The organism is Spirochaetota bacterium, assembly GCA_004297825.1.
GTDB lineage: Bacteria > Spirochaetota > UBA4802 > UBA4802 > UBA5368 > FW300-bin19.
Genome location: SCSX01000039.1, coordinates 1 through 18052 on the forward strand (window position 1 = coordinate 1; position 18052 = coordinate 18052).

The following is an 18052-nucleotide window of genomic DNA, read 5'->3' on the forward strand; positions in this document are numbered from 1 at the left end:
GTCAAGCTGTTCGAGCTCCAGATCGCAAACCCTCCCGAATACATGGTCGAGGACATCGAGGGAAAAAAGGCCGAAGAGAAGCCGGCACCGGAAGAGAAGCCGGCGGCAAAGGAAAAGAAAAAGCCGGCGCGCGGGCGCGCGAAAAAAGCAGCCGCCCCCAGAAAGCGCAGGAATGAATACGATGACGTGGACGCGGATGATATCCCGCTCATGACCCAGGACCTCATCGACGCGACAATCCGGAATCTCGAGCATCAGGCGGAGGAGGAAAAGGAGGACGCGAAAGCGGCCTCGAAAAAGCCCGGAGCGGGGGATAACGACAAAAACAGCGATTCGGTGAAGCTGCTGGACCTGGCCCTGGAGAAGGGAACCCTCGAGAAATCGGATATCGATAAAGAGAAAAAGAAGGTGAAGTTTTTCAGGGACAATTTTCCCGGCGGGGACTACTGATCCCTCCCTGCCGCGGCGGTATCGGACCCCATTTTCTCTCCGGGCAAAATCGAGCAACCGGTACCCGGAACCGTACGTGACTTTCCAGGCACGATGACGGTGACCAAACCTTCAAAATTCGTCACCTTTGATTCCGCCGTACCGGAAACCCGCTAATTCTTATTGACCCCGCCCGCAAATCTGTGCATTATAGTGAGCATACCGACACCGGGGAGCGATAATCGTCAATGACACGAGATGAGGCATTGTCACTTCTTAAAGAGCACGTGAACGAACTAAACATGATCCGCCACTGCCTGGCATCGGAGGCGGTGCTGCGCGCACTCGCGCTGGAGCTTGGCGAAGACGCCGACCTGTGGGGGATGGCGGGGCTGCTCCACGATATCGACGTCGAGATCACTAACGCCGATCTCGCGGTCCACACGAAGGAGGCGGCCCGAATCCTTTCCGGGCACGGGCTCCCGGACGAGCTCGTGGACGCGGTGAGGCTTCATAACGAGGAGGCGCACGGGGGCGAAAAGCGAGCCACCCGTTTCCAGCACGCCCTGGCCGCCGGGGAGACGGTAACGGGGCTCATTACCGCGACCGCGCTCGTGTACCCGGATAAAAAGCTCGCGAGCGTACAGGCGAAATCGGTGGTAAAGCGCATGAAGGAGAAAGCGTTCGCGCGTTCGGTGAATCGCGACATCATCATGGAATGCGAAAAAATAGGCGTGGATCTTCCCCGTTTCGTGGAGATATCGCTCAAGGCCATGCAGGGCATCTCGGCGGAGCTTGGACTGTAATTCCGGAGGAAAGAAATGAAAAAAATCATTATGCTTGTAACGGTTCTTGCGGTGGCGGCGGCGCTCGCGTCGTGCGGAGGGGGAAGCGGTATGAAGGAGCGCGGTTCAGCCCTGGTGAAGAAGTACTTCAAGGACGACGACACCTTTATCATCGTGGCGAAGGGTTTTCCCCGCGAAAATATCGACAACCAGGTCCAGGCGCTTGAAACCGCGAAAGAGGCGGCCCTGCTGAACGCGCAGATCATCGCGAAAGAGGCCTTTGACGACAGCGTGGACGTGGTGAAAAAGGGGAGCGTTGATTCCTACGAGGTGTTCGACGATTACGCGACGGTCACCTACATCGTTTCCATGAACGGGCTTAATAAGCGGCAGAGGGTAATCATTCCGGGCGTCACGGACTGACCAGGGAACAGTTCCTTAAACAAAAAGAAAGCGCCGGTTGCCCGGCGCTTCTCGTTATCATGTTAATGATTCTCTGATAAAAATTAACCGACCCCTACGGGTTCTTCGTAGCGGTCATGGTAATCTTGTTCGGATACTGCGCCTTGATCTCGATCTGGAATCCCATCTTGGGCGCCTTCGCCATGAGCTCCTCGGCCAGGTCATGCGTCTTGCCGGCGAACTCGACGTCGATCTTGGTCGCATACCCTTCCTGTCCCCTCGGGTAAACCTTCTTCACGCCGCGAACCCTGCTCTGGACCTCGTTGCGGAATTTTGTCTGCTGCGCGAAATCAAGCCCGACTATGTTCATGCTGATCATGCGTCCGGTCGCGGCCTTGAGGAAGGTCTTGGTGATCTGGTTCATGAACGGGCCGGATTCGAACTTGCCGGTCTGGTCGTTCATCTTGCCCAGCACCTTTTTCAGGCAGTTCTGGATGGCCGTCTTGGACGCGGTCTCCCCTTCGATATGCACCCCCGGGGCGTTGGCGCTGGTCGTGCCGATGATATTCCCGGTATAAACGTCGATAGCCTTGATGTTGATGATCGCGGATTTCGATTTCATGTTCGCGGACATTCCGGCGAGCGCCGCGGTCTGATCCTTGGTCTTCGCTTCCCCGACGATGATGACCTCGGCGCCGGCATCGTCCAGCAGGAGGCTCTGGACGTCGCCCTTGACCTGGCCGGCCATGGCCATCTGCATGCGGGCGTTATCGCGGTACATGAGCTGTTTGGTCATGGCGGGGTCGACGAATTCGAAGCCGGCGTTGCCCATGAGCTCCATCATCGTAAGCTCGGTCACGGTGAACCCGGGCTGGTTGGCGACCCCCTCGAAGGTTTCGTTCATGAGCACCATGAACTTGGGACGTCCATAGTTCTTCAGGGTGGACTCGATCGTGTCATTCACCGCCTGGGGATATACTTCGCCGTAGATGGTCGCTACGAACGCACCTGACTCGGCGCCTTCCTTGAGGACCTTCCAGTTTTTAACCATGCCCGAGGACTTGGTCTCCACCAGGGAGGAAACAAGGGCGAAATCCTCGACGATGGAGGAGCCCTGGACGAACGTTCCCAGCTTGCTGCTGACCAGTTTATTCATAGCGTCATCGATCGCCCGGTCGCGCGCGAGGGCCGTATCGTTGTCAAATATCTGTCCATATCCGGTCGCTTCTCCGCAGAGTTCACAGCCGCCTTTGCCGCCGCCCTTCACGTTTTTGCCGCCGCTTCCGCCGCCGCAGGAGACGAATGCCGCCATGAACATAAGCGCGACGATTAATACCAGTGCTTTGCGTTTCATCGAAAAACTCCTTTAAAAAGGTTTTTGTTCCTATGATGCATCATTATTCAAAAAATGAAATAGGGAATACACCGCCCCCCTCCGGTTATGTACCCGGCACGTCACCGTATAATAAAACAGCGTTTCCTGAATTAGTCAATAGAATTTTGGAAAAAGGCCCATGTGCCCCGATACAACGGTAAATCAAGGGCGCTGCCGCCGCCGGTCATTGGTGTTCTTTTTCGAAGAGGTTTTTTTATTGCCACGGGCCGATGCCTGCGTTATATCCTTGTCAAGCAGGCTCGTTTGGTGCTGCAAAAAGGCCCGCCGGGCCAAAGGGGCGCTATTCCTATGGAAAAGGACTTCCTTCAATCGCTTAAAATTGAGATCAGCAAGAATTTCAAGCTGGTGCCCTACGAGCGCATGGCTTTTCACAAGATACTGGGCATTATAAAGTCGGAAAACGGCGCCCGCATACTCATGAAGGAGCTGTCCCTCGATCCGGACGTGCGCCGCAGCGCCGTCGCCATGCTTAAATCATTCGACCAGGCTCCCGTTACGGAGGCGCTCATCGCGCTGTTAAAGGAAAGGGATACGGGCCTGACCGAAAAGCTCGATATCCTCGATCACCTGTTGAGGGTGGGAAGCCCCGCGGACGCGCGCGCGCTGATCGCCTTTATAGAATCCCATATGGACCAGCCTGAGTCCGCGGAGGCCGTCGCGAAGGCTTTTGTCGCGCTGCGGGAACGCTGCGCCGGGTCGGAGGAGGTAAAATCATTTCTCTCCGCCATGGCGTCCGACCGGGAGAAGAGGATCGAGCTGCGCTGCAGTGCGATCGAGGCGCTCGCTTCGTTCAGGGATATTCACGATTTCGAAACCTTCATGAAGGAACAGAACGACGAGATCAGCTTTAGCACCCTGACCTCGCTCGCAATCCTGGCCGACATACTCAGCAAGCAGGCGGAGGAGAGCCGTGCGGAAAGCGAAATCCCCTACACCTATGCCCCCGAGCTGGAGGACAGGCTCGTGGTGGACATACGCGTCCTTCTGGGTAAGACGACCGCATCCTTCGATTCCCTTTCGAAGAAATGCAAGGTGGCTTTCATAAACGCGATGATCTGCTGCAATCACCGGGAATTCATTATTTACACGATGAAGGCTCTCACGTCCGAGGACGAGGAACTGGAGGACCTGGTCCTTCACCTTCTCCTTTCGAACGTCAACAAGCTGCGCGACCCGGACAAGCTGTTCCGTAACCTGCTCGCCCTTCCGGCGGACACGGAGAGAAAAAATTCGATTATCGTGAGCATCTTCGAGCGCTATTTTTCCAGCCTCAAGGAAAGCCGGCACAACATGCTCATGAGGGACAAGCTTTACAATTATTTCGTGGTGACGCTCGACTCCTACTTCGAGACCTACCGGAAGGAATTCATGATCACCGAAGTCAGGGAGAAGGAATATCCCGAGAGTTTCCGGAAAATACGAAGGTTCGTGCTCGAGCGGCTCAACCCGGATATCAAGAAACAACTGCTCTATACGCTTCGTAACGGAGATCGGGCCTCCCTGAAGGTGGTAAGCGAGCAGATGGCCCGGTACGTGCCCTACATATCCGCGGACGACAGGGAGCACCTGTTCATGCTCATCGAGATGCTCTACGAGAGGGACCAGAAATCCAGGGCAAATTCCGCGACCAGGCTGGAGAGCCTCAATTACGAAAAGCGCTATCTCAGGAATCGCATCGTCAGGATGTGCGATATTATCGGCCGGCTGAAAATCATGGAGGCCGCGAGTCCCCTGGTGAAAATATTCAACTATGTGAAGAAATACCGGGATGACGAGATATTCGACGCCGTCGCCTATTGCCTTTCGATGCTGAATTACTCCTACATGCTGGGCGAACTCGAGATACTGCTCTCCGCCGGGGACGAACGGGACCGGCCGAACGGGATCAAGTATCTCTCCCTTTTTTCGGACCAGCGCTCGCTTAACATCCTGCTCGATTTCATCCGCGAGCGCGTCGCGGACGAATCGGGGCACCTGGTTACCATACTGTCCATTTTTCAGCGCAGGGATCTCTCCGGGAACACGGCGATCAACTCGGTGATGAAGAAGATCGCGGAGGGGAGCGAGGACGCGGCCGCCCGGATCGCCGCCGTGTACTGCCTGGGGAAAACGGCGCTGGACAGCGACATCGACTACCTGAACGAGATGTTCCTGAAAAGCTCCGGCAACGATATGAAGGAGGCGATACTCCAGGCGCTCTCTTCAATAATACAGTCCAACAGCGGGGTGAACCGCCGGCAGGTGATTAAATATCTGACCGAATATATGAAGGATCCTTCCATACGGGTGCGCATCTATGCGAGTACCCTTCTCGTCCACCTTGGAAACAAGGATGCGATGAAATCGATCCGCGACATGATGATTATCAAGAATAAATCAATTCAGCGGGAGATACTCAACAGCATAGGCGCGCTCAAGTCCGTCGAGTTTTCGTATTTCCTCATTTCACTCATGAAGGAGGAATACGCGGTTTCCAGCGACGTCCTGCCCATCCTCACCATGCTGCCCGCCGAAGAACTGCAGGAGATAGACCATTTCATCGTCAACATATTCAAGAAATACGAGGGCGCCGAGATGGAGCTCCTCGAACGAAAAGAACAATTTGCCGCGTCCCCGGGAGGCCCCCGCGAAGCGGCGCTGCCGCACAAGACGATCGTGCGGATTTGTATCCAGGATTACCGCCAGGGAATCGCCGCGATGAATATCGGCAAAATTTTCATCGTCAACAGGTTCATGCAGTCGATCATCGTGGAGGAAATCGTCCGGGAGAAGGGGGTGATCTGCAGGATCACGGACGGGATTGTCATCGCGAATTTCGGGGAGGCGACCCAGGCCGCCGACGCGGTGCTCCGAATTCACCGGAATATTACGCGATTCAACGAGCAGCGCCTGACCGTGAAGCGTACGCGGGTATCGATCCAGGTCATTACCGAGGGGATGCAGGCAGTCAATGACGAGATCATGGTCCTCCCCGAATCAAAGATCGAGGCCATGAACCTGATACCCGTGGTGAACAGGGTTATCGTGGACGAAGGCTCGAAAGCCCTGCTCGCGGGCTCATACCACTGCGAGGGACTTCCCGCGTATATCATGGCGCGCCAGAGCTTCCGCGGGGAATTCTTCGAGCTTATCAGCCCGGTGAATACCGCGTTTCTCATGCAGCAGATAATGGGCGAATTGAACCAGGCGGAGCAGGACAAGGTTTCGGCGCAGATAAACCTCGAGGCGGAGATCAAGAAGCGGAAAATCGAGACGAAAAGCGCGAGCGCGATCGAATACGTGAAGGTCATGGACGAAATCGGCAAGCTGCTGAAGCAGGACATGAACGAGGTCATGAAGTACGTCCAGAAGCGATCGACCGACAGGGAGATGATCGCGAATGTCGAGAAGATGCTCACCAGCGCCTACAAGCGCTACCTCCTGGAATCAACCAAGCTCATGATGTAGGAGGGGCGCGGTGAAGCTGAATCTACCGGCGGTGCCGATCGCATTACTTCTAGCCGCGGCGGTCGTGCGTCCCGTGAGTGCGGAGGAAAGTCCCGGCGGGGAGAGCATAGTATCGTATGTCCACCCCGTGAAAAAAGAAGGGGAAGAGAAGGTCTGGTTCCTCACCCTGGGCGGACTGTATGAGCGGAAGCAGGGGAACACGGACACGCTGCGTTCGAACCTGCTTGCCGAAATCAAGTACGACGACGAACTATCGAGCGTCATCGCGAGCTACCAGGGATTTTACGGGACCGCACACGACAAAAAAAACGAGGACCGCGGTAGCGGTATCCTTCGCGCGGACCGATTCGCTTTTTCCCGCGTGGAACTTTTCGCCTTCACGTGGTCCGAGTATAACCTCCCGGCCGATCTCACCCACAGGAACAACAGCGGTGCCGGGCTGAAATTCGTGCTTTTCCGGAACTACTTCTGGAAGATGGACCTGAGTGGCGCCCCCGTGTACCAGTTCGAAAAGTACCGCACGCGCGAGGATACGCGGACCTGGCGCTGGTCGTGCAGGTACCGGGTGCTCGCGACCCCGGTGAAATATACCACGCTTTCATTCATGTTTTTTTATATTCCGCGCATCGACCAGGTGTCGGACCACAGGACACTCGTTGACGCGAAGCTCTCGGTGAGCGTGACCAGGGACATATCCTGTGCCCTGGGATACATACGAAGTTACAACTCCGCGCCCTTCCCGGGGACGAGCGGGCTGGATACCAACGCGTACGCCCAGGTGGCGCTCAAGCTGTAAACTCCTTCAATCCTCGAGAAACTTTTTCGCGAGGTTCATCTTGTGCTCGATCAGGACGAGTGAGTTGACGAGGAAAAACTTGTCATTCCTGAAGGTGAGCAGGGTCCGGTACTGCTCGTACGCCGTTTTATAATCCTTGAGCTTGTAGGACGACTCCGCGTAGTAATAGTGAAGCGATTTGTCGTATTCCCCTTTCGTGTCGATCGATTTTATCTGTATGATCGCCTTGAAGTATTCTTCGCGGTTAAAATGGATTTTCGCGATGCCCAGCAGCCCGTTGGGATACCGGGGATCGAGCTCCAGCGAATACGAGTAGTATTTTTCCGCGTTGGAGTACTGTCCGCGCGAGTAATAGATGTCCCCGCTCTGGCTGATCGCGACAAGTTCCTTCGGGTTCATGTGCAGCGCGGCCTTGAACTGCTCGAGCGCCAGGTCGTCCTTCCCGCGCCTTCCGTAAATGTAGCCTATCTGGATGTAGGTGCGCGGATATTCGGGAAGAATATTCTGAGCCTTCGTAAAATGAAGCAGCGCCGTTTCAAGGTCGTTCAGGTGGATATAGCACAGGCCCAGGTTGTAGCGATACGGAAGGAAAAGCGGGGCGTGTGCAAGGGCGCGCTCCAGCTCACGGGCGGCCTGGGCGTAGCTGCCTTCCGCCATGAGTCCGGCGGCGCGGTTGTTCGCGGTCGAGAGCTCGTTCTCGCCCGTACACCAGAGCACCTCGTCCTTCGAATATATCTGCCGTAAGGGTGCGGATTCAATCTCTTTGGGGACCGGCTGTTCAAGTCGTTCATACAAGTTTGAATCGCCGCCCGCCAGTCCGACCGCGGAGACCGTAAGAAAAGCGGCGCATATCAGCGCACAGGGCGGAAAAAGGCGCAGGATGTTCATTTACATACTGTACTGTGCGCGGCCGGTGGTTTTCAATCCTTTTCCGGTAATATCGGACCCCTGGCCGTCCTTTGAGAACCGTGTCTGTGCCCGGCTTTGAAGACCGGGCACAGTTCAACACTGACCACAAAAAACCGAATATGGTTGACAAATCCAATCAATATTAACTAATGGTAAATATTTACTATTACACAATATTTATATGCCATGGCTGAGTGACTATGAACCTGGGCGCGATATTACGGCAAAAACGAAAGGAAAAAAAACTCACCCTCAAGATGGTGTCCGAACGGGCGGGGATTTCGGAAGGCTTCCTGAGCCAGGTGGAGAACGACGTTAACTCCCCCTCGGTGGACACCCTGGTCAAGATATGCGGTTCGATCGGCATCGAGGCCGGCGACGTTCTCAACCAGGTGAGCAAGATGGAAAAATTCGTCGTCATCCGCAAGTCCGAATGGAAGGACGCGGAACTGCCCACCTCCGGGTTCATCACGCGGCGCTTTTACGCCCCGGAGAACCGGTCCGTGATCGACAGCTCGGTGCTGGTGCTCGAAACGGGAAGGCAGATCCCGGTGCGAAAGAATATCAAGAACAGTCAGGAAGTATTGACGGTGCTCCACGGTGCAGTGGAGCTCGTGCTGGGGGACAATACGCTCACCCTCTCCCAGGGAGACTCGGTCCATTACTGGTCGGTGCCCGACAGGCAGATGATCACGAACACGGCGAAGGATCTCGCGGTCGTGCTGTGGGTGGGCACGCAGTAACATAATCGGGAAGTTCCCGGTCCATGCGAATCGGCAGAGACAGCCGTTGTGGAAAGCATGGGGCGGATATTAAAATAAATAAAGAGGTTCGAGCATGATCAAATTCAGCGAGCAGCAACTCAAGGTACCGAAGCTGATGCGACCGGTGTACCTGGTGACCGCGGGGCAGTCGAAGTTCGACCGGGCGATGCCGGACAAGAGGACGGAAGAGCTGTGCGTGGACGCGTTCACGATGGCGGCCGAGATGCTGGACATGGAGCCGGCAGAGCTCAAGAAATACATCCACACCTGCTACTACGGGCACTTCGCCGACCACTTTGGCGACCAACTGCTGGGAGAGGCGGTGATTCACGACAGGCTGGGCCTGGACCCGCTGGGAAACTGCGGCGTGAAGACGGGCGGCGCGACGGGCGGCACCACGCTCTGGGAGGCCATGAAGGCGGTGGCGTCGGGCTATTCCGACTGCACGCTGGCGATGGGCTGGGAGCGCATGGACGAGGTCCCCACGGACGAGGGGAACTTCTACATATCCTGCGCGGCCGACAAAGACTGGGAAGGCCCGCTGGGACATATCTACACCGGGTACTACGCCGTCATGGCGCAGAAATACTGGCAGGTGTTCGGCAAGAAAGAAGAGAGCTTCAGGCGGACGATGGCGGAGATATCGGTGAAGCACCATGGGTATGCACGCTTCAACCCCTACGCCCACGGCCCCTTGAAGATAACGGTGGAGGACGTGCTGAAATCCCCGGTGATCGCGGACCCGCTCAGGGCCCTGGACGCCTGCCTCATGAGTGTGGGCGCGGCCTGCGCAATCATCTGCGACGAGCCGACCGCGATGAAGCTCACGAAGGGAAAGAAACACAAACCGCTGCGCATTTACGTCGCCGCCGGCTCGCATACCCTGCGGCCCGCCGACCGGCGCGAGATGGAGATACCGCTCCTGCCGAACGAAACCGCGGACCAGTACAAGGACTTCGGGAAAAAGTTCCCGGGCGGCGACCGGTATCCAGGGTTCACCGGCTTCCTGGGCGCGCGCATGGCGGCATGGTACGGCTACCGCATGGCCGGGGTCAAGGACCCGACAGAGGACCTGGACGTGATCGAATTGCACGACGCCTTCACGATCAGCGACATCCAGAGCTACGAGGACGTGGGAATACGTCCCTACGGATACGGGCGCGACTACGTGGAATCGGGAGACTGCTACCACACGAACCCGAAGACCGGGAAACCCGGCAAGCTCCCGTCCAATCTCTCGGGGGGTCTGATAGGCTGCATGCACGCGGTGGGCGCCACCGGCATCATGCAGACCTTCGAAATCGCCTGCCATATCTGGAACCGCTGGGCCGAGATGCACGGCAAGCCCTACTGGGACCGCTGCGGCCGACAGATGCCTGCCGACTGGACCGATCTCCAGGTGAAGGGCGCGAAGAGGGCGCTCGCGATAAGCCACGCGGGCGTGGGCTCGCATGTCACGGCGACGATCCTCATGGATCCCGACCATCTATTGAAGAACGACGCGTAAAGGAGAACAGGAATGAGCAGATATGCAGAGGTTCACGTAAAAAACAGGCAGTACAAGATAAAGGGCGACTTCCACGAGCTGACCCAGAACATGCCGATCCGCGACATGGACAACGGGAACAGGCTCCTGGGCGTCACCAATCCGCGTATGCTGGTGCACATTCACTCCTACGGGGGCGAGGCGGTGTTCTTCGAATCGCTTTCACAGGGCAAACTCATGGCGGCGCGCTGCGACAACGCGAAGTGCGAGTACAAGGGTTCCATCTGGCAGCCGTTCCGGACCATATGCCCGGATTGCCTGAAGAAGATGACGCCGCTCGACATGACGGACATCGCGAAGAAGACCGCGAAGGTGCATACCTTCATGGTGTGCGAGCGCTCGGGTGCCTTCAATACGCTCGACAAGCCGATCAAGTTCATCAACATCGAGTTTGACGGCGTAGCCACCATACTCATGAGCTACCTCGCCGTGGGAGAGCCGAAGATGGGCATGCGGGTGTCCCCGATATTCAAGAAGACGGACCCGACCTACACCATCCTCGACCTTGCATGGGTCGCGGAGGGAACGCCGGCCGGAAAATTGCCGGAGGGTTTCGCGTTCTAGGCTCGCCGTCTGGCGGGGAGCGGATGCGCTTGTCCCGCCGGCCGCAAATTACAACGATAGGGAGCGTGACAGCGGAAAGATAAGGCACCGGTTTCAACGGTCGCACCCCCGGTACCCACTACGGGAATAGCAGAGCGAGAGAATAATATACATATAAAAAAACAAAGAAAATGGTGCGCGTCCGGCAGCACGCGGGCGCGCACCGCTCTCAAGTTATGTGTGTGTAGTCCGAGAGAGGCGGAGGTTCGAGATGCATGACTATGATTTCGGCTTGTCGGAGGAGCATACGCTGCTCCGACAGAATATAAGGGATTTTGCGGAGAAGGAGATAGCGCCGTACGCGCAGGAGCTCGACGAGAACGAGCACTTCTCCCTGGATATCGTAAAGAAGATGGGCGACATAGGGCTTTTCGGCGTCGTGGTTTCGGAGGAATACGGCGGACCGCATATGGATTACCTGTCGTATATCATCGCGGTCGAGGAGATTTCGCGGGTCGACGGTTCGCACGGTGCGACGGTCGCGGCGGCGAATTCATTGGGGATAGGTCCGATATACTATTTCGGAAACGAAAAACAAAAGCGGGAATGGCTGCCGCGCCTGTGCAAGGGCGAGATTCTCGCCTCCTTTGGGCTCACCGAGCCCGAGGCCGGCTCCGATGCGGGGGCGAGCAAGACCAACGCGAAGCTCGATGGCACACAGTGGGTGATAAACGGGAGCAAGATATTCATCACCAACTCAACCTCGAAGATGGCGGGCGTGTGTGTGGTTCAATGCGTGACCGGTGCGCTGCCCGGTAACAAGAAGGAGGTCTCCTGCATCCTGGTCCCCAACGGTACGCCCGGCTTCACGGCGAACAAGATGACCAGGAAGATGATGTGGCGCGCGTCCGACACCGGGGAGCTTTTTTTCGATGACTGCCGTGTACCGGAAGAAAACCTGCTGGGAAAACGGGGCGAGGGCTTTCACCAGATGCTCTCGACCCTCGACAACGGCAGGCTCGCGATCGCCGCGATGGGGCTGGGCGGGGCGCAGGGGGCCTACGAGCTTGCCATGAAATACGCGAAGGAGCGCAAGCAGTTCGGCCAGCCCATTGCGACGTTCCAGGTGAACGCGTTCAAGCTCGCGGACATGGCGACGGAGATCGAGGCCGCGCGTAATCTCCTGTACAAGGCCTGCAAGATGAAGGACGCGGGAATAAATTTCAGCAAACAGGCCGCCATGGCGAAGCTGTACTGCTCGGAGGTCATGGGGCGCGTGGTGAACGAGGCCGTCCAGATTCATGGCGGATACGGGCTCATGAAAGAGTACAATGTTGAGCGTTTTTTCAGGGATTATAAGCTGCTTACGATAGGGGAGGGAACCTCCGAGATTCAGCGGATCGTGATTTCGCGCCAGATCGGATGCTACGCTTAACAGATACATTATATGGTTACCTCCATTGCATGCACTATAATTACATATAACCATTGCTTCCACAGGAGGAATCAGCATGGCTGGATTCAAAGAGATTACAATCGGCGGTCTCGTACGGGAAACCGCCGCACGGCTGCCGGAACACGAGGCGCTCGTATGCCCCGAGTTCGGCGTCCGTGAGACCTATGCGCAGTTCTTAGGACGCTGCGAATCGGTCGCGAAGGGCTTCATGGCGCTGGGCGTACGGCGCGGCGACCATGTCTCGGTATGGACCACGAACCTGCCGGAATGGGTGTACATGCAGTTCGGCCTGGGAATGATCGGCGCCGTTTTGGTGACGGTGAACACGAACTACAAGTCGCACGAGCTGGAATACATCCTCAAACAGTCCGATTCCACGACGCTCGTGCTCATGGAAAAGTACCGCGACACGAATTTCCACGATACGGTGTGCGGGATGCTCCCGGAGCTCGAAGGCTGCACTCCCGGCAGGCTCGAAACGGCGAAACTGCCCGGCCTGAAAAACATCGTGTATATCGGCGACCGCCTCCGTACCCCCGGCATGTTCTCGTTCGCCGACGTCATCGAACTGGGAAGGAAGGTCACGGACGCGGAGCTCAGGACGCGCGAGGCTTCCGTATCCGCGCACGACGTAATCAACATGCAGTACACGTCGGGAACCACGGGCTTTCCCAAGGGCGTGATGCTCACCCATTACAACATCGTGAACAACGCGCGCATGGTGGGCGACGTGATGGGACTCACCGAGAAGGACAGGCTCCTCATTCACGTGCCGCTGTTCCATTGCTTCGGCTGTGTCATGAGCACGCTCAATTCCGTATGCCACGGGAGCACCATGGTCGTGTACGAGAGCTTCGATCCGCTCAAGTCGCTCCAGGGCATCAACGACGAGAAGTGCACGGCGATCAACGGCGTGCCCACGATGTTCATTGCGATGCTCAACCACGCCGAGTTCGACAGGTACGATACGAAATCGCTCCGCACGGGAATCATGGCCGGAGCGCCGTGTCCCAGCGAGGTGATGAACCAGGTCAGGACGCGGATGCACTGCTCGGAGGTCGTGATCGCATTCGGTCAGACGGAGAGCTCTCCCGTGATGACGATGACGCGGCGCGACGATCCGGTGGAGCTGCGCGTGTCGACGGTGGGACGGCTGCTGCCGGACATCGAAGGCATGATCGTGGATCCCGAGACCGGCAAGGAGCTTCCCCCGGATACGCAGGGCGAGATCGTGACGCGCAGCAAGTGCGTGATGAAGGGTTACTACAAGATGGACGACGCCACGAAAGATGCCATAGACGCTGAAGGCTGGCTCCACACGGGCGACCTGGGCGAGGTGGACGTTAACGGATACTACAAGGTGACCGGCCGCATCAAGGACATGATAATCCGCGGCGGGGAGAACATTTACCCGCGCGAGATCGAGGAGTTCCTGCATGGAAACCCGAAGGTGAGCGACGTCCACGTGGTGGGCGTTCCCGACAAGAAGTACGGCGAACAGGTGCTCGCGGCGGTTATGCTCAAGGAAGGACAGAGCGCAACCGAGCAGGAGTTCATCGAGTACTGCGCGGGCAGGATCGCGCGCCACAAGATTCCCCGCTACTGGGAGTTCGTGAACGCGTTCCCCATGACCGCGAGCGGCAAGGTGCAGAAGTACAAGATCCGGGACAAGTTCATGGACGGGATCAAGGCATAGGATTAGACGCGGGCCGGCGGCGGAAATCAACCGCCGCCGGATTCGTTTCCTGCCCGTTACTCTATTTCTTATCTTATTGACACACGGCGAAATGATGGATATGATTCATAGTAGTGAATCATGATCGTTTGACTGCGGGAGCATTCCATGTCCAATAAAATATCTGTCGTAATTGAAAAAGATGATTTCGGATACTACGCCTACTGTCCCGAACTTGTGGGCTGTCAGACACAGGGCGATTCCCTCGACGATGCCCTTGCAAATATCAAGGAAGCAGTGGATGCATACGTTGCGACATTGTCCGAGGAGGAGAAGAAGGAGATTCTCAGCAAGGAAATCCTGACAGCCAGCATTGAGGTAGCCCTTGCCTAAACAGGAGAGACTGACCGCGAAAGAGGCGGAGACTCTCCTGCTGAACAGTGGATTCGAGCTCATCCGCGTTTCCGGAAGCCATCATGTGTATATAAAAAAGGGACGGCGTGTCGTTATTCCTCATCACCCCGGCAAAATTCTTCATCCTAAATAGTCAAACAAGTGCTCATGGCGATTCAGGAATCGCATGAATAATTCTGTGCACAATTTGCAGGACTCGCGAAACTCAACGTACGTGACAGATCTCCGGGTTCCCGGATTCTTCAGACATGCGTACGCCTTTAACGAATGATGATCCGTGTCTTGACGTCTTTCATGGGAACCTGTACCTGCCCGCCGACCGTGACGATCGTGTAATTCCGCTCGTCGGTCGCGATGACCGCGCCGGTATAGGTCCTTCCCCCGAACAGGTGCACCGTTTCCACTCTTCCGTACTCCCTTTTAATGTCGTCGGTGGTCATGAGCGCGGCGGCGTGCCTTGGTTCAGTCGGTATATATCGGTCGCCGGGTAGCGGTGCTTCCGTGCCTGTTTTTTCCTTCTCTGCGGCGGCTACCGGAGGATCACCATCCCCGTACCGGTCCGCCCGGTCGTTTTCACCTGTCCCCGGCGAAAAGATTCGCGAAACGAAAAGGATGCCGGCCGCCGCAAATAGTACGACCGCCAACAGCGCCGCTTTCATGAGCGGATTCTTATTCATTGTGCTCTTCCCCTGCGTGTTTCCAGTATGCCGTGACGCATGACGTGAAGCCGGCCACGGTAATCGATGTGTGCTTATAAGTAGGATTATTTCACGAAAACGGACAAAGAAAATGGGAGGAAAAAATCATCGATCGAAGATATCCATGGAACCGGCTCCCTGCAGTCGGGCGCCGCTTTTCCGATTTCGACGGCGGTTTTGATCTTTCGCTGCTCCCCCCGTTGCGATTTGCGAATCGCAACGTCATAAAAGAGCGGCCGGGGTCAGAGCCATGGATTGAAGACCGGCACGGTAATCATTGCATAATCGGCGGTATTCCGGGTCACGAGAGTGTAATTGTGTTCCAGTGCCGTGCATGCAATCAGGCCGTCGATGACGGGGAGCTGTATCCCCCCGAGCCTGTGCCGTGCGCGTTCCGCGCCCCATCGGGCGCACACCGAATCCGTGACAGGCAGGGTTGCGTTTTTATATGTTTCGACGAAATCGTTATACCAGACCATTAAATCGTTTTTCTTCTTCCCTTCCGGGAGTATTCCCAGACCATAACTCAACTCACCGATAGTCAGACAGCTGATATACAGGAGCTCCTCATCGCATCGGGAGAACCAGTCGAGCACTTTAGCGTCCGGCCTTGGCTTGATGAGTTCCGATATAACACAGGTATCGAGAAGATAGCTCATAGCTCGACATTCCTGCCCCCGTCACGGTCCCGCGGCGGTATCAGCGTGATGTCCTTGTGCGGCATCGAGAGGATTACCGACTTTTTCGACTTTTTCCCCGCCACCTTCCTTTTAAAGGTGTCCACGTCTATCACATAAGCGACCGATTTCCCGTTCCTGGTGACCATCTGGGGTTCGCCGCTTGCCGCCTTCGATATCAGTTCCGAAAAACGGTTCTTTGCCGTCTGAAGCTGCCATGTTGTTTTTTTCACTGCAATTCCCCTGGGTAAATTCTATCTAGACTGTCTAGATAATAGATAACCCCGGTACCAGTATTTGTCAAGGATTTCCAGGTAATACTCGTTGAACCCATATTTTCCCGCGGGCGCTTTCCGATCCGTGGAGGATTGATCCCGGGAAACGGAAGGAAATTGAAACTCCGGCAAATCAGCTGTTCGTGAGCTGGAAGAAAGACACCAAGAGCCGCGCATTGGCGCCTATTTATTTAAGCAGGCTTTCCACCACAGAAATCAATTCACCGCATTCACGAATCATTGTTTCAACTTCTTCGGATGAAAAAACGATGTAATTGTCGTAATCGCTGTCCATCCTTTTCTCGAAGGCCCTTGTAATGATCCGGCTGTATTTCGTATCAACAAGACCGGGCTTAACATAGGTTTTATTAAACCAGCCGATCAACTGCCCATGCTTCCCGGTTATGTAATTATTTTTCAATGCCAACGCATAGAGCGCATGATGCATTGCATAATAGACCCTGTTTACCGCCGACAAATACTTGTTGTTTTCATAAAGCAGGTGAGCGTCCCCGGCCGTCTCTTTGGCCCTTTCAATCCGGTGGGCAATGAGTGTTGCCCTGTCATGCTCCATGAGACTCATGCAACGATGCCTGTCTGGAGAGCATTCTGGATGTAAGGCTGTTTGCCCTTGATTGTCATAAGCTCGTTTTCAGAAATGAAATGAGCGTCTATGAGAATGTCCTCCTGAATATTAATGTCCGCGATACTGTCAATAATACCGTCTTTCATGCGCCAGTCGACATCCTCTGAAAGGATTATCAGCACATCATAATCGGAGTACTGTCCGGCGCCTCCTTCAACCCTTGAGCCGAACAGGATTATCCTCTTTACGAGGTCGCCATGGTTTTCAGTAAGTTTCTCACTAATCCGGCGAAGAAGTTTTTGAATTTCCTCGTTAATCATGATTCTATTGTATGTTTATTCTTTTTTTCTGTCAATTGATTTGCTCACAAGCCCTTTATATGCCGTGTGCCCATTATGCCTTATCTTCGTGTTACGGGCCTGTTCAAACAATCCAATCCGTCTTATATGAATGCTTACAGCCAATGCATGGCAGATGCGAGAATGCACCGTTGGACTTAGAGTAGCCCGCGCTCCTATACTGGTTGCGTATCATTTCCAGATATGGTGTTGTTGTGGGGAGGGCCCTCGTGGCGATACGCCCCGCGGGCTATGGCTCGACACTTCGACAGGCTCAGTGCATCGTACGCATGGCGTACCGCTTGACGACCATTGCATTGAGCCCGCTCGCAGAGTAAGGCTAAACTAGTAGTAAGGCGCGCGGTCGTATCAAAATGCATAGGTGTCTTACGGCAACCGAACAGGGACACCCGGCCCGCGCACATTCGCTACATCGTGCCGTCGTTCTTCAGCTTTATGACGAGCATGTCGCCTGAGCCGGCAAAGTCGTTAACAGGCGTTTTCCCCTGCAGGGAGGTTATGTCCGCGGATGCACTCCCCGCTACAATATATCCGCCGTCTGCAGTCTGCTGAATGGAGTATGCCTGCTCGAACTCTGTTCCTCCCAGGAAGGTGTACCAGGCGACGCTGCCGGAGGCATTCATCTTCACAACCAGCATATCGCTACCGGCGGTAAAGACGTTTATGGGCGTTTTCCCTTGCAGGGTGGGGATATTAGACCCAAACTCAAACCCCGCTACAATATAGCCGCCGTCGGCTGTCTGCTGAATGGAGCGTGCAGTTTCAAAACCTGCTCCTCCCAGGAAGGTGTACCAGGCGACGCTGCCGGAGGCATTCAGCTTCACTACCAGCATGTCGCTTGAGCTGGCATAGTCGTTAACAGGCGTTTTCCCCTGCAGGGAGGTTATATCCGCGG

General features: G+C 55.8%; 18 protein-coding genes and 1 pseudogene. 11 read left to right on the top strand and 8 right to left on the bottom strand.

The window, feature by feature from the left end:
* Window positions 1-677: 677 nt before the first annotated feature.
* Together EPN93_08635 and EPN93_08640 are read left to right on the top strand one after the other, a co-directional pair.
* On the top strand, window positions 678-1235 hold the full coding sequence (locus EPN93_08635) for an HDIG domain-containing protein (protein TAL36260.1): 558 nt from the start codon (window positions 678-680) through the stop codon (window positions 1233-1235).
* A gap of 15 nt (window positions 1236-1250) precedes the next feature.
* Window positions 1251-1637, top strand: a complete 387-nt coding sequence (locus EPN93_08640) for a hypothetical protein (GenBank protein ID TAL36261.1) — start codon at window positions 1251-1253, stop codon at window positions 1635-1637.
* A 94-nt stretch (window positions 1638-1731) separates the two neighbouring features.
* Here the strand turns inward: EPN93_08640 and EPN93_08645 are convergent, their stop codons facing one another.
* Window positions 1732-2970: a hypothetical protein gene (locus EPN93_08645; protein TAL36262.1), complete on the bottom strand. Its 1239-nt coding sequence runs from the start codon at window positions 2968-2970 to the stop codon at window positions 1732-1734.
* Window positions 2971-3300: 330 nt separating this feature from the next.
* Between EPN93_08645 and EPN93_08650 the strand changes: the two genes are divergently transcribed.
* Together EPN93_08650 and EPN93_08655 are read left to right on the top strand one after the other, a co-directional pair.
* Window positions 3301-6459 (top strand): hypothetical protein, encoded by a 3159-nt coding sequence (locus EPN93_08650; GenBank protein ID TAL36263.1) that lies wholly within the window; start codon window positions 3301-3303, stop codon window positions 6457-6459.
* A 10-nt stretch (window positions 6460-6469) separates the two neighbouring features.
* The gene (locus tag EPN93_08655; GenBank protein TAL36264.1) at window positions 6470-7255 is read left to right on the top strand and encodes a DUF481 domain-containing protein; all 786 of its coding nucleotides are present in this window, start codon (window positions 6470-6472) and stop codon (window positions 7253-7255) included.
* 6 nt (window positions 7256-7261) lie between these two features.
* Here the strand turns inward: EPN93_08655 and EPN93_08660 are convergent, their stop codons facing one another.
* Window positions 7262-8143 carry a tetratricopeptide repeat protein gene (locus tag EPN93_08660; GenBank protein TAL36265.1) on the bottom strand — a complete coding sequence of 294 codons (882 nt, stop codon included), beginning with the start codon at window positions 8141-8143 and terminating at the stop codon, window positions 7262-7264.
* A 221-nt stretch (window positions 8144-8364) separates the two neighbouring features.
* On the opposite strand from EPN93_08660, the gene EPN93_08665 reads away from it, so the two are divergent.
* From EPN93_08665 to EPN93_08695, 7 genes and pseudogenes are all read left to right on the top strand, one after another.
* Window positions 8365-8907: an XRE family transcriptional regulator gene (locus EPN93_08665; protein TAL36266.1), complete on the top strand. Its 543-nt coding sequence runs from the start codon at window positions 8365-8367 to the stop codon at window positions 8905-8907.
* A 94-nt stretch (window positions 8908-9001) separates the two neighbouring features.
* Window positions 9002-10435: a thiolase domain-containing protein gene (locus tag EPN93_08670; GenBank protein ID TAL36267.1), complete on the top strand. Its 1434-nt coding sequence runs from the start codon at window positions 9002-9004 to the stop codon at window positions 10433-10435.
* Between the two features lie 12 nt (window positions 10436-10447).
* Window positions 10448-11038, top strand: coding sequence for a hypothetical protein (locus tag EPN93_08675; GenBank protein ID TAL36268.1), 591 nt, complete (start codon window positions 10448-10450; stop codon window positions 11036-11038).
* Between the two features lie 250 nt (window positions 11039-11288).
* Complete coding sequence (locus EPN93_08680; protein TAL36269.1) at window positions 11289-12452, top strand: acyl-CoA dehydrogenase; 1164 nt, start codon at window positions 11289-11291, stop codon at window positions 12450-12452.
* A 76-nt stretch (window positions 12453-12528) separates the two neighbouring features.
* Complete coding sequence (locus EPN93_08685; GenBank protein TAL36270.1) at window positions 12529-14169, top strand: AMP-binding protein; 1641 nt, start codon at window positions 12529-12531, stop codon at window positions 14167-14169.
* A gap of 147 nt (window positions 14170-14316) precedes the next feature.
* Complete coding sequence (locus tag EPN93_08690) at window positions 14317-14541, top strand: type II toxin-antitoxin system HicB family antitoxin (GenBank protein ID TAL36271.1); 225 nt, start codon at window positions 14317-14319, stop codon at window positions 14539-14541.
* A pseudogene (locus tag EPN93_08695) lies at window positions 14534-14736 on the top strand (addiction module toxin, HicA family). The gene EPN93_08690 and the pseudogene EPN93_08695 overlap by 8 nt, the downstream one beginning before the upstream one ends.
* An 86-nt stretch (window positions 14737-14822) precedes the next feature.
* Here the strand turns inward: EPN93_08695 and EPN93_08700 are convergent.
* From EPN93_08700 to EPN93_08725, 6 genes are all read right to left on the bottom strand, one after another.
* Window positions 14823-15239, bottom strand: coding sequence for a hypothetical protein (locus EPN93_08700; GenBank protein ID TAL36272.1), 417 nt, complete (start codon window positions 15237-15239; stop codon window positions 14823-14825).
* 263 nt (window positions 15240-15502) lie between these two features.
* Window positions 15503-15919 (bottom strand): type II toxin-antitoxin system VapC family toxin, encoded by a 417-nt coding sequence (locus EPN93_08705; GenBank protein ID TAL36273.1) that lies wholly within the window; start codon window positions 15917-15919, stop codon window positions 15503-15505.
* On the bottom strand, window positions 15916-16176 hold the full coding sequence (locus tag EPN93_08710; GenBank protein ID TAL36274.1) for a type II toxin-antitoxin system Phd/YefM family antitoxin: 261 nt from the start codon (window positions 16174-16176) through the stop codon (window positions 15916-15918). Before EPN93_08710 ends, EPN93_08705 begins: the two co-directional genes overlap by 4 nt.
* Window positions 16177-16399: 223 nt before the next feature.
* A complete protein-coding gene (locus tag EPN93_08715) occupies window positions 16400-16795 on the bottom strand; it encodes a HEPN domain-containing protein (GenBank protein ID TAL36275.1) in 396 nt (131 codons plus the stop codon).
* On the bottom strand, window positions 16792-17118 hold the full coding sequence (locus EPN93_08720; protein ID TAL36276.1) for a nucleotidyltransferase domain-containing protein: 327 nt from the start codon (window positions 17116-17118) through the stop codon (window positions 16792-16794). The genes EPN93_08715 and EPN93_08720 overlap by 4 nt, the downstream gene beginning before the upstream one ends.
* 446 nt (window positions 17119-17564) lie before the next feature.
* Window positions 17565-17990 (bottom strand): hypothetical protein, encoded by a 426-nt coding sequence (locus EPN93_08725; protein ID TAL36277.1) that lies wholly within the window; start codon window positions 17988-17990, stop codon window positions 17565-17567.
* Window positions 17991-18052 lie beyond the last annotated feature (62 nt).

Coding starts and splice junctions, on each gene's coding strand:
- EPN93_08700 (TAL36272.1), bottom strand. CDS start 15,239: ATGAATAAGAATCCGCTCATGAAAGCGGCGCTGTTGGCGGTCGTACTA.
- EPN93_08660 (TAL36265.1), bottom strand. CDS start 8,143: ATGAACATCCTGCGCCTTTTTCCGCCCTGTGCGCTGATATGCGCCGCT.
- EPN93_08650 (TAL36263.1), top strand. CDS start 3,301: ATGGAAAAGGACTTCCTTCAATCGCTTAAAATTGAGATCAGCAAGAAT.
- EPN93_08670 (TAL36267.1), top strand. CDS start 9,002: ATGATCAAATTCAGCGAGCAGCAACTCAAGGTACCGAAGCTGATGCGA.
- EPN93_08720 (TAL36276.1), bottom strand. CDS start 17,118: ATGATTAACGAGGAAATTCAAAAACTTCTTCGCCGGATTAGTGAGAAA.
- EPN93_08725 (TAL36277.1), bottom strand. CDS start 17,990: ATGCTGGTAGTGAAGCTGAATGCCTCCGGCAGCGTCGCCTGGTACACC.
- EPN93_08640 (TAL36261.1), top strand. CDS start 1,251: ATGAAAAAAATCATTATGCTTGTAACGGTTCTTGCGGTGGCGGCGGCG.
- EPN93_08635 (TAL36260.1), top strand. CDS start 678: ATGACACGAGATGAGGCATTGTCACTTCTTAAAGAGCACGTGAACGAA.
- EPN93_08665 (TAL36266.1), top strand. CDS start 8,365: ATGAACCTGGGCGCGATATTACGGCAAAAACGAAAGGAAAAAAAACTC.
- EPN93_08690 (TAL36271.1), top strand. CDS start 14,317: ATGTCCAATAAAATATCTGTCGTAATTGAAAAAGATGATTTCGGATAC.
- EPN93_08715 (TAL36275.1), bottom strand. CDS start 16,795: ATGAGTCTCATGGAGCATGACAGGGCAACACTCATTGCCCACCGGATT.
- EPN93_08705 (TAL36273.1), bottom strand. CDS start 15,919: ATGAGCTATCTTCTCGATACCTGTGTTATATCGGAACTCATCAAGCCA.
- EPN93_08645 (TAL36262.1), bottom strand. CDS start 2,970: ATGAAACGCAAAGCACTGGTATTAATCGTCGCGCTTATGTTCATGGCG.
- EPN93_08680 (TAL36269.1), top strand. CDS start 11,289: ATGCATGACTATGATTTCGGCTTGTCGGAGGAGCATACGCTGCTCCGA.
- EPN93_08675 (TAL36268.1), top strand. CDS start 10,448: ATGAGCAGATATGCAGAGGTTCACGTAAAAAACAGGCAGTACAAGATA.
- EPN93_08685 (TAL36270.1), top strand. CDS start 12,529: ATGGCTGGATTCAAAGAGATTACAATCGGCGGTCTCGTACGGGAAACC.